Consider the following 18,600-nt stretch of genomic DNA (forward strand, 5'->3'; position numbering starts at 1 on the left):
TAGCCTTGTTTTTCGCCCTCGGCAACAAAGTTCATCCAACCACTTCCACCAGCGTCCAAGGATGATCCATCCACCCGTCGTTACGCCTGATGCGTCCAGCTGCTGAGCGGGTTCGCTATCGAACTCCAACTTGCGACGATCATGACTTGCGCTCGCTCCGCAGGCAGCGCGGGGTGGTGTCGCGTGGACTACCTGGCACCTGGACGGCTGTAGGACACAACCGCCGGCATCGGAACACCGCAAGTACTCATCTTTACATCGCTGCGGCTAACTTCGCCGGAGCGCAACGCGGCGCCAGTGTAGTGGCAGCCAGCCTCAACGAAGGCGTGCAGCAATCCGGTTCATCTGCTCGATCTCCGCGCGCTGGCCATCGGAAATCGCTTGGCATAGGTTGACGAGTTCCGGATCTGAGAGCTGCGCCTCGCGGCACATGAGGATCGCTCCCGAATGGTGCGGGACCATAGACGCGATGAACTGTCGATCGCCGATTCCGGTTTGAGCACGGGTAGCGGCAAAAGAACCGAGTGTGAGAACGGCAAACAAGCCGTACAGCACGAGATTGAGCCGCCGGTTTGGAAACATGCCGGGCATTGTCGCTAGCATGAAGATGCCCATTGGCGCCCACATAGTGACCGCCATGTAGAGCATGTTGAGATTGTTTCTGAAGTCCCTGGCGCCGTCGATCATGCTGAACATTACGAAGTACATGACGACGAGGCCCAACACCATGTTCACCCAGAACTTGGCGTATGGTCGGCCGTGCTTACCCATCTGACCGGATGTGTGATGTTGATGTTCATGGGAATGTTCAGCCATCTCCGTCTCCTATGTGCTGGGGCAACCTGGCAGGGTCACTGGTACTGCGGCAGATACTTTGTCGATATATCAGCATGTGGAGCGATGCATCACTAACCGCTGATTTCCAGTCCCCAACTGGACGTAGGGGCGTCGAACGCTTCAACTCGCTGGTCTTGAACCGTCTGGATATCAGACCATACCAAATCGGTCTTGATGGGCTTTGCGCCACCTATGACGCTGGTACCGTGAGCGCCAATATCGAGCTTGCGTCCTCATCGCTCGATGGGCCGGCAACTGATCGATTCTTGCATATCAAGCAAGACAAGGCCACCTGCGGCGGACGCCAATGGCCTCCTCCGCCTTCGCTTAGGGCATCGCCTCAAGCGTCCGTCGCAGGCCATAACGACACAACAGCCCTTGGGCAAGAAAGGAGCCGGTGATGTAGCGCACCCGAAAGGAGACGAAGACATGCACAAGGACATTTCAACATCAAAGGTGTTCTATCGTCCCATCGAGGCGGCCATCCGATGGGCTGGGTTGCTGCGGTATCTCCCGATGATCCTGGCCACGATCGCGTCACCGCGTGTCCTGCCTCGGTCGCTGAACTGCCCTCGATGGAATGAGTGCCGGCTGCACTCGGAACGTATCTATGACGGCATCCTCAACGGAGAGCTGCCCTACGGCAAGAACGGGATCACGCTCAATGATCCGAACCTGCTCAATTCTCTGGATCTGACTGTTCGCCATGTCGATCTAAAACGCTGGATGCGCACCCACTATCCCGAGCACCGGCCAGGATTTCTGTTCAGCCGTGGCGAACGCATGGCGCATCCTTTCATCACCATGGAAACAGGACAGGCGATCCTCGTGGAGCGGCTGGCCCTTCAGGCCGCGCTTGAACAAGCCCGACGTGAGATGCGAGAACTGCAGGAGCAGCACGACACGCTACTCAAGCAATCCTCGGTGCTGTTGGCATCCAAGCAATGCGAGATCAGCGAACGGGCGGAAACGACCTATCTCAACATCATTGGAGGGATGTTGACGCTGATGCTGAGCCAGTCGCCTTCAGGCGTGCCCTATTCCAGCTTCAAAACGCAGGAGGCCCTTGTCTCTGCATTGGTCGCCCACTACGGCGGCACCATGGGCATCACTGAGCGCACCTTAAACGGAAAGTTCGCCAACGCTAAGAGGTACGTTCGTAGCGCAAGCGCATGAGGTTATCCAGCTTGTATGTGCAATCGCGGAGATTGCATTTGCAATGTCTTTCCGCAGCCAGGTCTATTGAATAGAGGTCACGCCAACAAACGCCACCGAGCGTTCAGGAGTGACCGCCATGTCGCAGACCCCTGTACTCCCGCCGAACGAGCGCCGCATCCTGCGGCTCGATGAAGTCGAAGCGAAGTCCGGCTTCAAACGCGCCCACATCTACAACCTGATGAAGAAGCGCCAGTTCCCTCAGGCGCTGCGCCTGGGCGTGCGCGCTGTCGGCTGGGATTCGATCGAAATCGACCAGTGGATCGCCGAGCGCCTCAACCACCGGACCTGACCCGCTCTCCCGCGGACTTCCCATTCCCAGCCGGAGAGCGCCATGCAGGTCGTGTCCATCATTTCAACGAAGGGCGGCGTCGGCAAGACCACGACGGCCGCCAACCTGGGCGGGCTCGCCGCGGACGCGGGCCTGCGCGTGCTGCTGCTCGATCTCGACGTGCAGCCCACCTTGTCCTCCTACTACGAACTGACCCAGCGCGCGCCGGGCGGCATCTATGAGCTGTTGGCCTTCAACGAGCGCGACCTTGGCCAGCTCGTGTCCCGCACGATCATCGCGGGCCTGGACCTGGTGCTGTCCGACGACCACCGGGGCGAGCTGAACACGTTGTTGCTGCATGCGCCGGATGGCCGCCTGCGGTTGCGGCATCTGCTGCCAGCACTTGCTCCCCTCTACGACCTGGTGCTGATCGACACCCAGGGCGCGCGTTCCGTGCTGCTGGAGATGGCGGTGCTCGCCTCCGATCTCGCGCTGTCGCCCGTCACGCCGGAGATCCTCGCGGCACGCGAGCTGCGGCGCGGCACCATGCAGTTGCTCGAAGACATTGCGCCGTACCGGCACCTGGGCATCGAACCGCCGCCGCTGCACTTGCTCATCAACCGCGTCCACCCGGTGTCCGCCAACGCACGGCTGATCCAGCAGGCCTTGCGCGACCTGTTCCAGGACAGCGCCGGCATCCGCGTGCTCGCCACCGACGTGCCGGCCATAGAAGCGTATCCACGTGCCGCAACGCGCGGCCTGCCGGTGCATCGGGTCGAGCACCGCCAGCCGCCCGGCAGAGTCGCCCCTGCCGCGCTCGACACGATGCGCGCGCTCGCCAGCGAGTTGTTCCCGCAATGGCAGGACCGACTGGCTCAAGTATCCGGCCGCCCGCAGCGACCTCTTGATCCTGGGAGGCCCCATGGCGAACGCACATGAGCTGGCCCGCGGCCACAAGCGGCTGCGCGCCCTGATCGAGTTCGCGGTCGGTGAGGGCTGGCACGTCAAGCGCACGCCGGGCGGGCACCTCAAGTTCACCAAGGCCGGCTGCGCGGCGATCTACACGAGTTCGACAGCGAGTGACCACCGGGCCGAATTGAACGCCCGTGCGCAGATCCGCCGCGCCGAGCGAGAGGCCCGCATGGCGCCGGCCGGCGGTCGTGGGGACTGCGAGGGGTGCGGCCATGGCTGACATGACCTCGCAGGACATGGCAGGCAAGCTGCTCGCGGCCGGCTTCGAGCGCAGCGGCCCAGCGGCTACGGCCTTGAGCGACCCGATCGCGGACACGCCCATGGTCGTGACGCTGGACCAGTTGCGGCCCTACGACCATGACCCGCGCATGAAGCGCAACCCGGCTTACGAGGAAATCAAGGCATCCATCCGCGAGCGCGGCCTGGACGCGGCGCCGGCCATCACGCGCAGGCCCGGCGAGGACCACTACATCATCCGCAACGGCGGCAACACGCGACTGGCGATCCTGCGCGAACTCTGGTCGGAGACCAAGGAAGAACGCTTCTTCCGCATATCGTGCCTGTTCCGACCATGGCCGGAGCGCGGTGAAATCGTCGCGCTGACCGGGCATCTTGCCGAGAACGAACTGCGCGGCGGCCTCACGTTCATCGAGCGCGCGCTCGGCGTCGAGAAAGCACGGGAGTTCTACGAGCAGGAGAGCGGCGCCGCCCTGAGCCAGTCGGAACTGGCCCGCCGCCTGGCGGCCGATGGCTTCCCCGTCCAGCGGTCGCACATCACCCGCATGGCCGACGCGGTGCGCTACCTGCTGCCCGCCATTCCCACTGTGCTCTATGGCGGCCTGGGGCGCCACCAGGTCGAGCGGCTGTCGGTCATGCGCACGGCCTGCAAACGCACCTGGGAGCACTACGCCAAGGACCGTTCGCTGCCGCTGGACTTCGACAGTTTCTTTCAGGAGGTGCTGGCGCAGTTCGACACGCAGGGCGACGAGTTCGCGCCGCAGCGCGTGCAAGACGAGCTGATCGGCCAGATGTCCGAGCTGCTGGGCATCGGCTACGACGTGCTGGCGCTGGACCTGACCGAATCGGAAAGCCGCCACCGGGCGCTGGTCAGTGACCCGACGCCACCTGCGGCGCAGCCGGCGTTGCCTTCGCCCACCGCCGGCACGCCGACTCCGCCGGGCGCAGCATCGTCCATCGCCACGCCTGCAGCGGCGGCCGGTCCTCCACCCGCCAGCCCTCCGGCGTCCGAGCCCACCTTGCGCCACGACGACACGGCGGTTGGCGAAGCGGCCACGGGAAGCCAGCCGGCCGCACCGGGCGATCTGCTTCGCGAGCACATCGTCTCGCCAGCACCGACGACAGAACGGCTCCAATCGATCCAGCGCATGGTCGCCGACCAGTTGGGCGATGCGCTGCCGCCCGACTTCTCGGCGAGCGTGCTGCAGTCCATCCCGGTGCAAGCCGGCGGACTCTATCCGATCTCCGACGTCTGGTACATCGACGCCGGCCTGGACACGCCCGATCGGCTGCGCATCCACATCGCGCAGTTCGCGCGCGAGATCGCCGGGGAGGCAGGCCTGGACGAGTGCATCGAGGATCGCGCCGATGGCATCGGGTTTGCGTGCCGCGCCCGCGGCCAAGCCCCGTCGCCGCTCGGCCGCGCGGTGCTGACGCTGCTCACTTCCCTGACGGGTCAGCCCGTCGCCGAAGCGGGCCTGGACGGCGCGCAGCTCGCCGCCGACCTGCCGACCCTGTTGCACGGCCAGAGCCAAGGCCATGGCAGCGGCGCAAGGCGCTTGAGCGACACGGCGTTGGTCAAGCTCTTTCGGCTGCTGCGCCTCGCCCGGCGTCTGCTGGACCTGGAAGCCGGCACCACGGCGCCCGGGACGTGAGCGAGGGAGGCCGCATGTCCACATCGCATCCGCTCAACCAGGCCGTGATTGCCCAGGCGCTGTATGACCTTCGCAACGGCCAACTGCGCCGCTGCAAGGCCATGGGCTTCGGCGAGGCCGAGCTGGATGCGCTCAAGCACCCCGCGCTGATCAGCGTGCTGGCCAACGCCAGCGTCTCGTGGTGCTCGGTCACGGTCAACCGCGAAGTGCTGCAGCGCCTGCTCAACCAGGCACAGGACGTGGAGAAGGAAATCGCCACGGTCGATCGCATGCTGCGGCTGGGGGCCAGCACGGAGATGGTCAGCCGCTTCTATGGCCTGACCCATCAGGAAGTCGCCCTGCAGCGGGAGATCCTCGGCCTGCCCAAGCGCAAGGGGCGCCACCCCGTCCTGGACGAGACCCAGGACACCGAACTGTGGCGGCAATGGAAAGCCGTGACCAGCAGCAGGAACGTCGATCTGGAGGACGAGACCTCGATTCTCGATGCGGCCATGGACCTGGCCGAGGGCATGTCGCTGCCGCTCTCGGTGGTCTGGGCCGCGATCAGGAACTGGGTCGATCAGGGATTGGGCTAGGCCATGGCCGTGGACGACACCGCCCCACGAGCCCAGCGCCCTGGCCCCATCGCACTCGCCGACCTGTTCGACGCTGCGCTGAAGGACCTCGCGCCCAAGTCCAGCTCTGGCGCTCCCGCGTCCCTGCCTGCTCCAACGCCCACGCCTCCTACGTCCGGCGACGCCTTCCTGTTCAGTGGCAATCGGCACGAGAGCGTGCCGCGGCGGCTGTTCCTCGACCGCCGCCTGACACCGCTGGAGCGCAACGCCTGGCAGGTGTTCCGATTGATGCTCAACGACGATGGCGTCACGGCATTTCCCACCTATGAGCAGTTGCGCCCCTGGCTGGCGTCGATGCCCTGCGCAGGCCAGGCCTCCCATGAGACCGTGGCGCGGGCGCTGACGCTGCTGCGCCTGACGCGCTGGCTGAGCCTCGTGCGACGACGGCGCGACCCCAAGACCGGTCGCATCCTCGGCAACCTCTACGTCCTGCACGACGAACCGCTGACGCCGTTCGAGGCGATGCAACTCGACGCCGACTACCTGGCCCTGGTCAGCCAGTCGCTGGGGCATTCGGCCAAGGCCGTCCAGGTGGTGGGACTCAACACCCTCCAGGAGATCGCGGACGACCCGATGCTGTCCGGACGCACCTTGCCGTCGCGGCTGCAAGTGCTCGCCGAGCGCCTGGCCGACCAGGGCATCACCGCCTCCGAAAGTTATCCACAGGAGGATGCGGTCCACGATTCCGAAGAAGGGCCCGCGAGCCTTCTTCGGAATGGCGATCGCCCATCTTCGGAATCCGAAGCAGGGCCGAAACCCGCGCCAGACGGCGCTCTTCGGAATTCGAAGCAGGACCGTACAGTACGTAGTAGTCGTATTGATGAAGTACGTACTACCGCGCAGGCGCGTGCGCTGGGCGACCTGCAATGGCCCAAGCGCTTCGCGGAACTGAAGGCGGAACAGCAGGCCGGAGCCAAGATGGCGTTGCAGCAGGTGGACGCTGCCCTGCGGCAGGCCGTGCTGGACGAATGGGCCGCACGGTGCGGCAAGCATGGCATCCGCAACCCCGCCGGTTATCTGTTCGGCATCATCCAGCGCGCCATGCGCGGCGAGTTCAATGCCTGGGCCAAGCAGACCGGCCCGGCACCGCCAACACCATCGGCGGCGCGAGCGCCACCAACCGAGCCGCCGCGCAACGTCGTGCCGCCCGAGGTGGCCCGGCAGCACATCGAGCGCCTGCGCGATCTGCTGCGCAAATCCTGAGCACAGGGCTTGTCAAAGCCGTGAAGTAGATCTCCATGGCGGTCGGCAGAAACGGTCCCCTGGGGACGGCTGTGCGGTGAAGCGCCGGGCGACGGCGCGACATGCTGCGCAAAACCTGAGTAGAGCGCATGCAAGACCATGAAGCAGACCTCCATGGCGCTCAACGGAACGGTCCCCTGGGGACGGCTGCGCGGCGAAGGATCGTGTCGAACGGCAGCGCGACGTGCGGTGCAGCACGCATACCGTCAACAACCGAGGACGGGAACGCCGATGTGAGTGCCCATCTGCGGAGCGGTCCCCAGGGGACCGTTGCGCGCTGCGCCGCCAGCGCGCACAGAACCGGGGGTCGGCTCATTTCGGTTTGTTGACTGACTGCCTTCCGCTGCATGCGGATGCTGGCGGCTCCCTGTCCACCAGCGAGCGATCACCATGGCAACCAGCAACGAACCATTGCAACTCAACCTCGGCTCCCTGCGCAGCGCGATGTCGCTGACGCTGCACACCCACCACGCCTCGCGCATCTGGCATGGCCGCGCCGCCGCCGAGGGGCGACCCGGCATCGTCGGCCTGAACGGCTACATCGCCGTGATGAACAAGATGAAGCGCGGCTCGGAGCAGGACGACCCGTACAGCGACTGGTGGATGTTGCGCATCGAGGAAAAGCTCGACCAGACCAGGACCACGTTGCAATCGCTGCGCGAGCAGGTTGACCAGGCACTGGCCGGCGTGCCTGCGGCGTTGAGCCTGGGTGAGAACCTCAACGTGCAGCCGGTGAAGCTCCCCTTGTTCGTGAACGCGCAGCTCGGCTTTGCCGCCGTCTATCTGCTGGCCGACTACGACGACATCGCCCGCAAGCTGATCCTCGCCCACCACACCGCGCTGATCGATCGCTCGACGTTGGAGCGCTGGCTCAACGAAGGTGCCCACGCGCTGCGCAGCCTGTTCAGCCTGGCCCAGCAATACCGCTACTCGGGCTGCACCCGCGACGACTTCGCGGCCAAGAACGCCGCAGCTCGGGCAGCATTGGAGAAGTTCGGCGAACTGCCGCAGGACGTGCTCGAAGGCATGCGCCGCTCGAAGTTTGCGCCGCCCGTCGTGCGCCGTGGTCTGCAACAGCGTGGTGATAGCGCTGCCGCAGCCGCATCTCCCACCGACGAAGGCGCTGCCGCCGATTCGGCCGAGGCCAAGTCCACAGCCGCCGGCGAGGACGAACCGGCATGAGCGACCCGAACCGCGAACCGCGCTACTTCCGTCGTCTGGAACAGCCAGCCTTCATGCGGCTGGAACACGCGGCCTCTCTAAAAGGCCTTTTAAAGCCTTTTAAAGGTAAAGGGGACTTCGAGGCCTGGGCCAGCCAGTGCTTCGCCATGCGCGACGAGTTGATTGCCCTGGCGCAGCGACAGGTGCTGCCACAGGCGTGCGGGCATCCCTTCCACCTGCTTCCCGTCGAGCTGGCCCAGCAGACCACTGGCGCAGGCACGACCTTTCTTCGCTGGCGCAAGCACGATCGATCGGCCATGGGCGTGGCGTTGTGGCAGGAGCTGATGGCGAGCCCCAGCACGCCGGTCAACCTGCTGCACGACCTGCACGAGATCGAACTGCAGCGCGTCATGCTGAACATGCAGATCAGCCTGCTGCACACCCTGGGCAGGCAAGCACAGGAATGCGCCAGCAAGGCCGCGCAGGCGGACAACACCTACCTGCGCCGGCTCGCGTCCGTTCCTGCCGCAGTGCGCGATCGGTGATTGCGCCTGCCATCCGAGCACGCGCCCGAGCCCAACGAGGCACGGGTATTTCAACCACCACGGAGATTCCAACATGAGCACACAATTCATCGGCGAGGGCAACATCGGATCGCCTCCCGAGTACCGCGAATTCCCCAATGGCAACGACGATCCTCGCCGGTTGCTCCGGCTGAACGTGTACTTCGACAACCCCGTCCCCACCAAGGGCGGCGAGTTCGAGGACCGCGGCGGCTTCTGGGCGCCGGTGGAACTCTGGCACCACGACGCCGACCGCTGGCAGCAGCTCTACCAGAAGGGCATGCGGGTGCTGGTCGTCGGCCGCATGGAGCGCGACCCCTGGACGGACAACGAAGATCAGCCGCGTGAGACTTGGCAGGTCAACGCGCGCAGTGTCGGCATCCTGCCGTACCGCATCGAGTCTGTGGCCCTCAGCCCGAAGCCACAGGAGGCAGAGCCGAAGCCCCAGGCCACCCAGGAATCGACGGCGCCGAAAGAGACCAAGCGCAGGAAGTGATCGGGCATGGAGGGCGGCTGCCGCAGTGCTTCGCCGCCCTCCATGCGCTGCGAATTATCCCCAGGGGATAGCTCCACCAACGTCCACCGAGTTCCACGCGCGCTCCCGGAAATCGCGGCTCTCGGCCCGCACACTTCCGGCCACGCACCTTCCCCGCACTCGCCATTTCATCGGCGTGAAAGCGGTCGCTGCCGCATGCGGCTTGTTTGCTGCTGCCAGGGGCTGCGCTCGGCATCCTCGATCCCAGCAACTCCATGAACAACAGGAATCGGGATGGACGGATATGCGGCTGTTCTTGTGCGAGAAGCCCTCCCAGGGCAAAGACATTGGCCGGATTCTCGGCGCCACGCAGCGCGGTGAAGGCTGCCTCAACGGTTCCGGCGTCACGGTCACCTGGTGCATCGGCCATCTCGTGGAGGCGGCGCCGCCCGAGGCCTACGACGAGCAGCTCAAACGATGGTCCGTTGAGCAGTTGCCCATCATTCCCCAGCACTGGCGGGTCGAGGTCAAACCGAAGACCGCCACGCAATTCAAGGTCGTCAAGGCGCTCTTGGCGAAGGCGACTCACCTGGTTATCGCCACCGATGCCGACCGCGAGGGCGAATTGATCGCCCGCGAGATCGTGGAGCTTTGCGGCTACCGCGGCCCCATCGAACGCCTGTGGCTGTCGGCGCTCAACGATGCGTCCATTCGGGCGGCACTGGGCAAGCTGCGGCCTTCGGCCGAGACGCTTTCGATGTACCACTCGGCGCTGGCGCGCTCCCGTGCGGATTGGCTCGTGGGCATGAACCTGAGCCGGCTGTTCACGGTGCTGGGGCGACAGGCGGGTTACGACGGCGTGCTGTCGGTCGGCCGCGTACAGACCCCGACGCTCAAGCTCGTTGTGGACCGCGACCGCGAGATCGCGCGCTTCGTGTCCGTACCATACTGGGCCATCGCCGTGTCCCTGTTCGCAGGCGGTTCGACTTTCGCCGCGCAATGGGTTCCACCCGATGCGTGCACCGACGACGCAGGCCGCTGCCTGCGGCAGCCGGTCGCACAGCAGACCATGCAGCAGATCCGCGCTGCGGGCAGTGCCCACGTCGTGTCGGTGGAGACTGAGCGTGTCCGCGAAGGCCCGCCGCTGCCGTTCGACCTGGGCACCTTGCAGGAAGTGTGTTCCAAGCAGCTTGGGCTGGACGTGCAGGAAACCTTGGAGATTGCCCAAGCCCTGTACGTGACGCACAAGGCCACGACGTACCCCCGCTCGGACTCCGGCTACCTGCCCGAGAGCATGTTTGCCGAAGTGCCCACCGTTCTCGACAGCCTGCTCAAGACCGATCCCTCGCTGCGCTCGATCATGGGCCAGCTCGACCGCTCGCAGCGCTCGCGCGCCTGGAACGATGGCAAGGTCACGGCGCACCACGGCATCATCCCGACGCTCGAACCGGCGAAGCTCTCCGCCATGAGCGAGAAGGAACTGGCCGTGTACAGGCTCATCCGGTCGCATTACCTGGCGCAGTTCCTCCCTCACCACGAGTTCGACCGCACTGTGGCCAAGTTTTCGTGCGGGGGGCAGAACCTGGCGGCCACGGGCAAGCAGGTTGTCATCCCGGGTTGGCGCCAGGTGCTCGCCGAGCCGCAGGCCGAAGACGGTGATGGCGAGGGCGATACTGCGGTCCGCGCCCAGGTGCTGCCCGCGCTGCCGAAACTGTATGAGGGCCTGGCATGCCAGGTGGCCGACGTCGATCTCAAGGCACTCAAGACGCTGCCGCCCAAACCGTACACGCAAGGCGAGTTGGTCAAGTCCATGAAAGGCGTCGCCAAGCTGGTGTCCGATCCCCGCCTGAAGCAGAAGCTCAAGGATACGGTTGGCATCGGCACCGAAGCGACGCGGGCCAACATCATCGGCGGCCTGATCGCTCGCGGCTACCTCGTGAAGAAGGGGCGCGCCATCCGCGCCTCGGATGCGGCTTTCACTTTGATCGATGCCGTGCCTGCGGCGATTGCCGACCCTGGCACCACCGCCGTCTGGGAACAGGCGCTCGACATGATCGAGGCCGGACAGCTCACCCTGGACGTGTTCATCGGCAAGCAGGCCGCGTGGATTTCGCAGTTGATTGCGCAGTACGGCAGCGCCTCCCTGTCCATCAAGGTTCCCCAAGGGCCGGCATGCCCGCAGTGCGGCGCACCCACGCGCCAGCGCAGCGGCAAGAGCGGCCCGTTCTGGTCGTGCAGCCGCTACCCGGACTGCAAAGGCACGCTGCCAGTCGAATCCGGCAGCTCCAAGCGCGGCGCCTCGCGCCCGCGCCGTAGCGGCCGCAAAGGCTCCTGACCGCCCCCGTTCCCCGTGAGCCGTGCCCGCCTTCGGCGGCGTGGCCCCTGTCCCGCACTCCGCCGCATGCCCTGCGGGACGCCCAGCGCGCAACGCCTTCTTGATCCGTGTGCGCGTCCCGCCCAGCCGTCCCCGGCCGCGGGACCTGAAGGTAGCTTCTCTGCGAGCCGCACCACGCGCGTTCTGTTGATCTGCGTTTCTTCCGCCCTCTGCGAAGGGTCTCCCGGTGGCTTGCCAGGCTGCACGAGCCACCGGGAGACCCTTCGTGGTCAGCGGTAATCGGTGCCGGTGCCCGCCGGTGCAAAAACGGGCTCCCTTTGTGCGCGGATGTGCGCCAGACGATGCCGGCCCCAGCCACGACATGGGCCGGGTGTGATTGCTTGATGAGCAGACGGTTCTAGCGACGACCGGGCCTGCCAATCAGCCCACGGGTGGTTCCTCTTTTCTCCCGAGCCGAAGGCCGTTGGGCCTTCGGCGCCATTCTCCTGCCCATCAACGTCCCGGCCCGGCCATTGGCCTGGGCCACACGAACAGGAGAGACGACATGCACCCTCAACCTTGCGCACCGCTGCTGTACGGCAGACGGAGGTCGAGAACGGCATGCCCGCCTATCGCGCGGCCATCGCCAATGGTACGCTCGGCTGCAGCCGAGGCCGTAGCCCAAAGGCTGGACTACCTCTTTTGCAGAGGTAAACCTCGGGATGAACTGGGCGAAAACATGCCTTATGTGCCCGCCTTACGGCGAGCTGTTTCCGATGCTTCGCGCAGGATTTCCCGCCCCCCATTCGCTGCGATTGCGGCCACGATGACGCCCAGCACCAGATCCGGGATGTTCGACCCGAACCCCATCACCAGCACCCCGGACAGCACAATCGCACCATTGACGATGGAGTCGTTGCTGGTAAAGATCGCTGACGCCTTGAAGTTCACATCTTCCCCGCGATGGCGGCGCAGTAGTCTGAGGCACACTAGGTTCAAAGCCGCGTTCAGCGCGGCCATGGCCATCATGGCTGGGCCGACAGGCTCTTCCCCTCCAGCGAAGCGGCGTAGGACTTCCAACAGCAGCAGCGCGGCCAGGCCGATTAGCAAGAAACCCGACAAGCGGGCCGCGCCCACCTTGACCGTTGCCGCACGACCGACGGCATACAGGCTAACCGCATAGACCGACGCATCGGCGAGGTTGTCCAACCCGGCGCCCATCAGCGCCGTAGAGCCAGCCCAGATGCCAAGGGCAATGCCGGCGGCGGACTGCGTCAGGTTGATCAGCAACACAGTCAGAAGAATCTTTCGGTCCTTCGCATCGCTCGCATCTAGGCGGCCCAACTCGTCGTTTTCGTGATTTCTGTGGTTTTCAGCCATGCATTGTTCCTTCCAAATCGATGGATGCTGAAGCCTGTAGCGGCTGGAGAGTCAAGGCGCAGATGCAACGAACTTGCCACAGGGTCTTCCCGGACGCCCTTGACTCTACCGTAGCTAGAAGGTTTTCCAATCCAGTCAGAGCTTTAGGACAGAACAGATGAGCACCAATGCGCCCCCTTCATTGCGACTGTCATCCGGTATGGCTGCTATCCACTGATCCGTGGCGCCACTGCGGTTGTGCTCTTCGGCGAGCTCGCGACCGGCCGGCCGTCTTTTCCGACGGAGCTACTCACAGTGATCGTCGCGCTCGCTTGTGCCGCCTTGCTAGAGGGCGGGCGGCCTTTCCACTCCCCGTTGAGCCAGTAGCGGCGTTCCAAGCTGTGGTTGGCCGTCGGCGCATGGCTCGGCTTCTTGGTCGTGCATCTGGCCTTCCAGCACTCCAATCTGGGATACCGGGTCGGGCCGTTGGGATTGTTGATCGGGGTGGCTGAAGCCCATCGCTGGCATCACAAGCGTGAGCACGAAGACGCCCAAGTCAACTACGGCGATTTCTGGATGCCCGGGGGCCACTTGTTCAGCGCTTTCCGGTCGCAAAAGCACACGCTGGGCGCCAAAGAGTGACACTCAAGAAAGATGGACTTTCCAATGGACTACGGCCCGCAGCTTGTCTATCCCTTCCGGAGCCGGCCAGCAGCGGCAAACGCTTGCGCTGCTGGCTATACGATCTTGCCCACGTCGCATTCTTGCGCGAGTCGGGCCTTGCGGCTTCTTGCGAAGCGATCGCGAGTTGCGTGGCGTGCCCATGAGTCGGGCCGCGTCGTGGCGCACTGCTACCTTGGCCTGCACCTGCACCTGCGCAGCCACGCCGCGATGCTCGGTCTGGCCTGGAGAACCCGTAAGGTGGCGGAGATTGCGGCGCGCAGGTCGTCCGGCTCGCGCTGGCTCCTGTGGGCCACGCCCTCGGTCGCACGCCGTCTCAAAACGTCAGAATCGCGCGCTTTCGCATGATGGAGCGCGGCACGTGGCTCTCAGAACTGGACCCGATCACTTCCAGCACCGATGACACGCTCGAGCTTCAGGCGGGCTCGGCCAAGCTGTTGAGAATGCCGCACTCGCGCGAGGTTCGGGCGCTATCGCAGGAGCGTCGCAGATCCATTAACTCGCGCTCCAAGGCGCGCAATTCCTTCATCTTGGTCCGCACTTGCGCGATATGAGCGTCGACCAGCGCGTTCACCTCGCCGCAGCCCAACTCTGGCCGATCCCGTAAGTTCAGCAGTTGACGGATCTCATCCAGCGTCATGTCCTTCGCCCGGCAGCGGCGGATGAACAGCAAGCGCTGCAAATGGACTTCGTCATAGAGCCTGAAGTTGCCCTCGCTACGTGCAGGCTCGGGCAGCAAGCCTTCTGACTCGTAAAAGCGCACGGTCTGCACCAAGCAATCTGCCTTCTTGCCCAGTTCACCGATCCGCATCATGGTTGCTTCCTATAAAAAACTTGACTCTATATCTACTAGAGGTTTTCTAATGATGGCATCCGGGGAAAACCTTGTCAATGAAGAGCGATCTATGAACAAAGAACCTTCCAGCCCATGCGCCTGCTCCGGCGGCAATGGCCAACAGACGGCGTGCGCCAGTGAGCAGGCCAGCACTGAAACCACCGTTTTCCACGTGAGCAACATGGATTGCCGCAATGAGGAAGCACTGGTGCGGCGAACGCTGGAGGGCATGCCCGGTGTCGAGCGGCTCCTGTTCGATCTTCCGCAGCGTTTGTTGACCATTTCGCACCGCGAAGTCTCGGCCGATGCCTTGGAGCAAGCGCTGAATTCGGTGGGCATGAAGGCTCAGGCTGTCCGAGACGCCGCCGTGTCGACCACCTACCGCATCGAGAACATGGACTGCCCGAGCGAGGAGAAACTCATCCGCTCGCACCTCGGGGCAGTCGAGGGAATTCAGGACCTCGACTTCGACCTCGCTGAGCGCACCCTGTCGGTGAAACACCTCGCTCAGGCACGCGCGCAGATGGAGCAGGTCCTGGCCTCGATCGGCATGCGCGCCAAGGAGCAGACCTTCGGCCACACGGGGCCGATCGAAGCCGCGGCTGTGATCCCATCCTCGGCCCTGCAGCAGCAACCAACCGCTGCCGTTTCCGCGCCGCCGATCGGCGAGCGGGTGACGTACCGGATCGAGAACATGGATTGCCCGACGGAAGAAGCGCTGATCCGCGACCGGCTGGGCAAGCTGCCGGGTGTGACCGCGCTCGACTTCAATCTGATGCAGCGTGTGCTGGGAGTCCAGCACACGCTGGCGACCTCAGCGCCGATCGAGAAGGCGCTTGCTTCCATTGGAATGCAGGCTGCGCGGCAGGACATGCAGACAGCCACCACGGTACTTCGCATCGCGAAGATGGACTGTCCGACCGAGGAAAGTCTGATCCGCGGCAAGCTGCAAGGCATGCCGGGCGTGCAGGGAATGGATTTCAACCTGATGCAGCGCACGCTCACGGTTCGGCACACACCCGACGCGATCAAGCCGGCAGTCGAAGCCATCGAATCGCTGGGCATGGAAGCCGAGGTCCAGAGGACTGATGAGCCGCGCGATGCCCCGGTGGCCGCGCACAAGACCAATTGGTGGCCGATGGCGGTTTCGGGCGTTGCGGCGGTGGCCGCCGAAGGCGTGTACTGGGTCAACGACGGCAATCATTGGGCCGTGATCGTGCTGGCACTGGTTTCGATCTTCACCGGCGGCCTCAGCACCTACAAGAAGGGCTGGATCGCGCTGAAGAACCTCAACCTGAACATGAACGCCCTGATGGCCATCGCGGTCACCGGCGGCATGGCGATCGGCCACTGGCCGGAGGCCGCCATGGTCATGTTCCTGTTCGCGTTGGCGGAAGTGATCGAGGCGAAGTCGCTGGACCGCGCCCGCAACGCCATTCGGGGGCTGATGGACTTGGCGCCCGAGACCGCGACCGTGCGGCAGGCCGATGGCTCATGGACAGAGCTGCCGGCCAAGGAGGTCGCAAAGGGCGCGGTGGTCCGCGTGCGTCCTGGCGAGCGCATCGCACTGGACGGCCTGATCACCTCGGGTCGATCGGCCATCAACCAGGCGCCCATCACCGGCGAGAGCCTGCCCGTCGAGAAGGCCGAAGGTGACCAGGTCTTCGCCGGAACCATCAATGAGACCGGCTCTTTCGAATACAAGGTGACCGCAGGCGCCAGCGACTCGACGCTCGCGCGCATCATCCATGCCGTGGAGTCCGCGCAGGGCAGCCGTGCGCCCACGCAGCGCTTCGTCGACCAGTTCGCCCGCGTCTACACGCCGGCGGTGTTCGCGGTGTCCGTGCTGGTTGCCGTCGTGCCGCCGCTCGCCTTCGGCGGCGCATGGTTTGACTGGGTCTACAAGGCCCTGGTACTGCTGGTGATCGCCTGCCCCTGCGCTCTGGTCATCTCCACGCCGGTCACCATCGTCAGCGGCTTGGCCGCTGCCGCCCGACGCGGCATCCTGATCAAGGGTGGCGTCTACCTGGAGGGCGGGCGCAAGCTCAAGGCGTTGGCCCTGGACAAGACCGGCACACTCACACATGGCAAGCCCGAGCAGACCGACTTCGTGCCGCTGATCGGCGAGGCGCAGGAAGTTGCCGCCTGGGCCGCAAGCCTCGCGGCACGCTCGGACCATCCTGTGTCTCAGGCCATCGCCCGCAAGGCGAACCGTGACGGCATCGCGCTGCACGAGGTCGACGACTTCGCGGCGCTGCCTGGCCGCGGCGTGCGCGGCCGCGTCGCCGGGCGCATGTTGCACATGGGCAACCACAGGCTCGCCCAGGAGCTGGGCCTGAGCGAAGCGACGCTCCAGGCTCGGCTGGAGACCCTGGAGCGCCAAGGCAAGACAGCGATCCTGCTGATGGACGATGCGACCGTGCTCGGCATTTTTGCAGTGGCCGACACCGTGAAGGAAACCAGCCGTGAGGCGGTGGCCGACCTGCAGGCGCTGGGTGTGCGCACGCTGATGCTGACGGGGGACAACCAGCACACGGCCGCGGCCATCGCTGCCCAGGTCGGAATCTCTGAAGCCCGTGGTGACCAACTGCCCGAAGACAAGCTCAAGACCATCGAAAGCCTGGTCGGCGGCGAGGGCCAGGTGGGCATGGTGGGCGACGGCATCAACGATTCGCCCGCGCTCGCCCGTGCCGACATCGGCTTCGCCATGGGCGCGGCCGGCACCGACACCGCGATCGAAACAGCCGACGTCGCCCTGATGGACGACGACCTGCGCAAGATCCCCGCCTTCATCCGGCTGTCGCGTAGCACTGCGGCGATCCTCACGCAGAACATCGTTCTGGCCCTTGGCATCAAGGCGGTGTTCCTTGCGTTGACGTTCACAGGGCATGCCACCATGTGGATGGCTGTGTTCGCTGACATGGGGGCAAGTCTTTTGGTTGTCGTCAATGGGCTGCGCCTCCTGAAGTTCAAGGCGGCATGAACAATGGATGAACCATCTCTTCGCAAGACGCAGTGGTACTCACTCGCGATCGTTATATTCGCCGGCGATCAGGCAGCTAAGAGCTACATTGACGCGACAACTCCCTTGGGTTGGTCGCACGAGGTGGCGTCATTCTTCAACCTAGTTCACGCTCTCAATCCCGGCGCGGCGTTCAGCTTCCTTGCTGGCGCGGGCGGCTGGCAGCGGTGGTTTTTTCTGGCGATCGCGTTCGCAATATCGGCATGGCTCGCATGGCTGCTCTCCCGGCCGCTGCGCAAAACGGAAGGCCTTTCGTACAGCCTCATTCTGGGCGGCGCATTGGGCAACGCGTTCGACCGCGCCACGCGCGGGCACGTTATCGACTACATCGACTTTCACCTGCACGGCTGGCACTGGCCCGCCTTCAACATCGCTGACATGGCCATCGTGGGCGGGGCGATCGCGCTGGTGGCCCAGTCGTTCATGAGCGTGGAGAACCCGGCCGCCACAAAGGAGTCCCAGTGACATTGGGACGATCCGGAAATTCGCAATGCACACGGTGCAGGACACCAATCTGAAGAGAACGGCCCCCAGCATGAGCGGCCGCGGCTTGGCCCTCATGCTAGCGCCCACCGCCGCTTTTGCTGCAACGCCCTGTTGCGATGGCGGCGATTGCTGCAACGACGTCGCAATGCCTTGCTGTGAATAAACAGCACGCAAGCCAGTTGACCTGGCAATTATGAAAGTCCATCACGGCGATGCTGGCCTTTTTCGTTCCAATGAGCCGTCACGGAGAGGTGATGATGAAGCTATGCCGGGATCCTGCAAGCTTTAGGACGGTCTTCTTTACCGCATAGCGATATGCTGATGTCACCCGTTCGCCTCGCCTGGCAAGTACAAGTAGTTCGTCGCGGTTTTCTGGCCGTGTCCGCCCGCTTCGCTGGCCCTTTTGCCCCAAACAAGCGCAATCATGCCTGCGTTACCACCAAAGTTCGCCCCCGCCAGTTGCTGTTCCTAAAGGGCATCAAGCTCAACGCCATCGCCGACCGGCCAGCGTATTTCGCATCGCTGCGTGCCCGTCGGGGCCAGCCCATCGTCATCCTCGCAGAGCTGGGACCGGACGAGGCATTCGCCCTGTGGAAGCAGCATGTACTGGGCGACAGGCCTCGCTGACCCAGTTTCGCCTCATCCTCCTGACAGCCCCGCA

At 64.7% G+C, this 18,600-nt stretch carries 19 protein-coding genes; 16 read left to right on the top strand and 3 right to left on the bottom strand.

Annotation, left to right across the window (positions count from 1 at the left end; genetic code table 11):
- Positions 1 to 315 precede the first annotated feature (315 nt).
- Entirely contained in the window at positions 316 to 816 is a 501-nt protein-coding gene (locus APH34_RS11050) for a DUF305 domain-containing protein (RefSeq protein ID WP_003098996.1), read from the bottom strand.
- A 450-nt stretch (positions 817 to 1,266) separates the two neighbouring features.
- Between APH34_RS11050 and APH34_RS11055 the strand changes: the two genes are divergently transcribed.
- From APH34_RS11055 to APH34_RS11105, 11 genes are all read left to right on the top strand, one after another.
- A complete protein-coding gene (locus APH34_RS11055; RefSeq protein ID WP_003098991.1) occupies positions 1,267 to 2,013 on the top strand; it encodes a hypothetical protein in 747 nt (248 codons plus the stop codon).
- A gap of 118 nt (positions 2,014 to 2,131) precedes the next feature.
- The gene (locus APH34_RS11060; protein WP_003090093.1) at positions 2,132 to 2,344 is read left to right on the top strand and encodes an AlpA family transcriptional regulator; all 213 of its coding nucleotides are present in this window, start codon (positions 2,132 to 2,134) and stop codon (positions 2,342 to 2,344) included.
- 42 nt (positions 2,345 to 2,386) lie between these two features.
- Positions 2,387 to 3,262: a ParA family protein gene (locus APH34_RS11065; RefSeq protein ID WP_003098988.1), complete on the top strand. Its 876-nt coding sequence runs from the start codon at positions 2,387 to 2,389 to the stop codon at positions 3,260 to 3,262.
- Complete coding sequence (locus APH34_RS11070; protein ID WP_003050422.1) at positions 3,246 to 3,515, top strand: hypothetical protein; 270 nt, start codon at positions 3,246 to 3,248, stop codon at positions 3,513 to 3,515. Before APH34_RS11065 ends, APH34_RS11070 begins: the two co-directional genes overlap by 17 nt.
- Positions 3,508 to 5,187 (top strand): ParB family protein, encoded by a 1,680-nt coding sequence (locus APH34_RS11075; protein WP_004350508.1) that lies wholly within the window; start codon positions 3,508 to 3,510, stop codon positions 5,185 to 5,187. The genes APH34_RS11070 and APH34_RS11075 overlap by 8 nt, the downstream gene beginning before the upstream one ends.
- 14 nt (positions 5,188 to 5,201) lie before the next feature.
- Positions 5,202 to 5,762 (top strand): DUF2857 domain-containing protein, encoded by a 561-nt coding sequence (locus APH34_RS11080; protein WP_054901196.1) that lies wholly within the window; start codon positions 5,202 to 5,204, stop codon positions 5,760 to 5,762.
- Between the two features lie 3 nt (positions 5,763 to 5,765).
- On the top strand, positions 5,766 to 7,004 hold the full coding sequence (locus tag APH34_RS11085) for an STY4528 family pathogenicity island replication protein (RefSeq protein ID WP_003116837.1): 1,239 nt from the start codon (positions 5,766 to 5,768) through the stop codon (positions 7,002 to 7,004).
- 429 nt (positions 7,005 to 7,433) lie between these two features.
- Entirely contained in the window at positions 7,434 to 8,225 is a 792-nt protein-coding gene (locus APH34_RS11090; RefSeq protein ID WP_003116836.1) for a PFL_4669 family integrating conjugative element protein, read from the top strand.
- Positions 8,222 to 8,749, top strand: a complete 528-nt coding sequence (locus APH34_RS11095; protein ID WP_003098978.1) for a DUF3158 family protein — start codon at positions 8,222 to 8,224, stop codon at positions 8,747 to 8,749. Before APH34_RS11090 ends, APH34_RS11095 begins: the two co-directional genes overlap by 4 nt.
- Before the next feature lie 73 nt (positions 8,750 to 8,822).
- Positions 8,823 to 9,263: a single-stranded DNA-binding protein gene (locus tag APH34_RS11100; RefSeq protein ID WP_003098976.1), complete on the top strand. Its 441-nt coding sequence runs from the start codon at positions 8,823 to 8,825 to the stop codon at positions 9,261 to 9,263.
- Between the two features lie 283 nt (positions 9,264 to 9,546).
- Entirely contained in the window at positions 9,547 to 11,577 is a 2,031-nt protein-coding gene (locus APH34_RS11105; RefSeq protein WP_054901197.1) for a DNA topoisomerase III, read from the top strand.
- A 723-nt stretch (positions 11,578 to 12,300) separates the two neighbouring features.
- Here APH34_RS11105 and APH34_RS11110 read toward each other — a convergent pair.
- Complete coding sequence (locus APH34_RS11110; protein ID WP_003098972.1) at positions 12,301 to 12,936, bottom strand: cation transporter; 636 nt, start codon at positions 12,934 to 12,936, stop codon at positions 12,301 to 12,303.
- 417 nt (positions 12,937 to 13,353) lie between these two features.
- On the opposite strand from APH34_RS11110, the gene APH34_RS29725 reads away from it, so the two are divergent.
- Together APH34_RS29725 and APH34_RS30320 are read left to right on the top strand one after the other, a co-directional pair.
- The gene (locus APH34_RS29725; protein ID WP_023657334.1) at positions 13,354 to 13,557 is read left to right on the top strand and encodes a hypothetical protein; all 204 of its coding nucleotides are present in this window, start codon (positions 13,354 to 13,356) and stop codon (positions 13,555 to 13,557) included.
- 24 nt (positions 13,558 to 13,581) lie between these two features.
- Complete coding sequence (locus tag APH34_RS30320) at positions 13,582 to 13,944, top strand: DUF3703 domain-containing protein (RefSeq protein ID WP_196495817.1); 363 nt, start codon at positions 13,582 to 13,584, stop codon at positions 13,942 to 13,944.
- Positions 13,945 to 14,011: 67 nt separating this feature from the next.
- Here APH34_RS30320 and cadR read toward each other — a convergent pair whose 3' ends face one another.
- The gene (cadR, locus tag APH34_RS11120; protein ID WP_003098965.1) at positions 14,012 to 14,410 is read right to left on the bottom strand and encodes a Cd(II)/Pb(II)-responsive transcriptional regulator; all 399 of its coding nucleotides are present in this window, start codon (positions 14,408 to 14,410) and stop codon (positions 14,012 to 14,014) included.
- A 91-nt stretch (positions 14,411 to 14,501) separates the two neighbouring features.
- Here cadR and APH34_RS11125 point away from each other — a divergent pair, with 91 nt between their 5' ends.
- The 3 genes from APH34_RS11125 (at position 14,502) to APH34_RS11135 (ending at position 18,566) form a co-directional block, all read left to right on the top strand.
- Positions 14,502 to 17,414: a heavy metal translocating P-type ATPase gene (locus tag APH34_RS11125; protein WP_003098961.1), complete on the top strand. Its 2,913-nt coding sequence runs from the start codon at positions 14,502 to 14,504 to the stop codon at positions 17,412 to 17,414.
- Between the two features lie 3 nt (positions 17,415 to 17,417).
- On the top strand, positions 17,418 to 17,918 hold the full coding sequence (lspA, locus tag APH34_RS11130) for a signal peptidase II (RefSeq protein ID WP_003098955.1): 501 nt from the start codon (positions 17,418 to 17,420) through the stop codon (positions 17,916 to 17,918).
- 336 nt (positions 17,919 to 18,254) lie between these two features.
- Positions 18,255 to 18,566, top strand: coding sequence for a hypothetical protein (locus APH34_RS11135; protein ID WP_003108988.1), 312 nt, complete (start codon positions 18,255 to 18,257; stop codon positions 18,564 to 18,566).
- The last annotated feature ends 34 nt before the right edge of the window (positions 18,567 to 18,600 follow it).

Origin of the sequence: Pseudomonas sp. NBRC 111131 (genome assembly GCF_001320525.1) — a bacterium.
Classification (GTDB): Bacteria; Pseudomonadota; Gammaproteobacteria; order Pseudomonadales; family Pseudomonadaceae; genus Aquipseudomonas; species Aquipseudomonas ceruminis.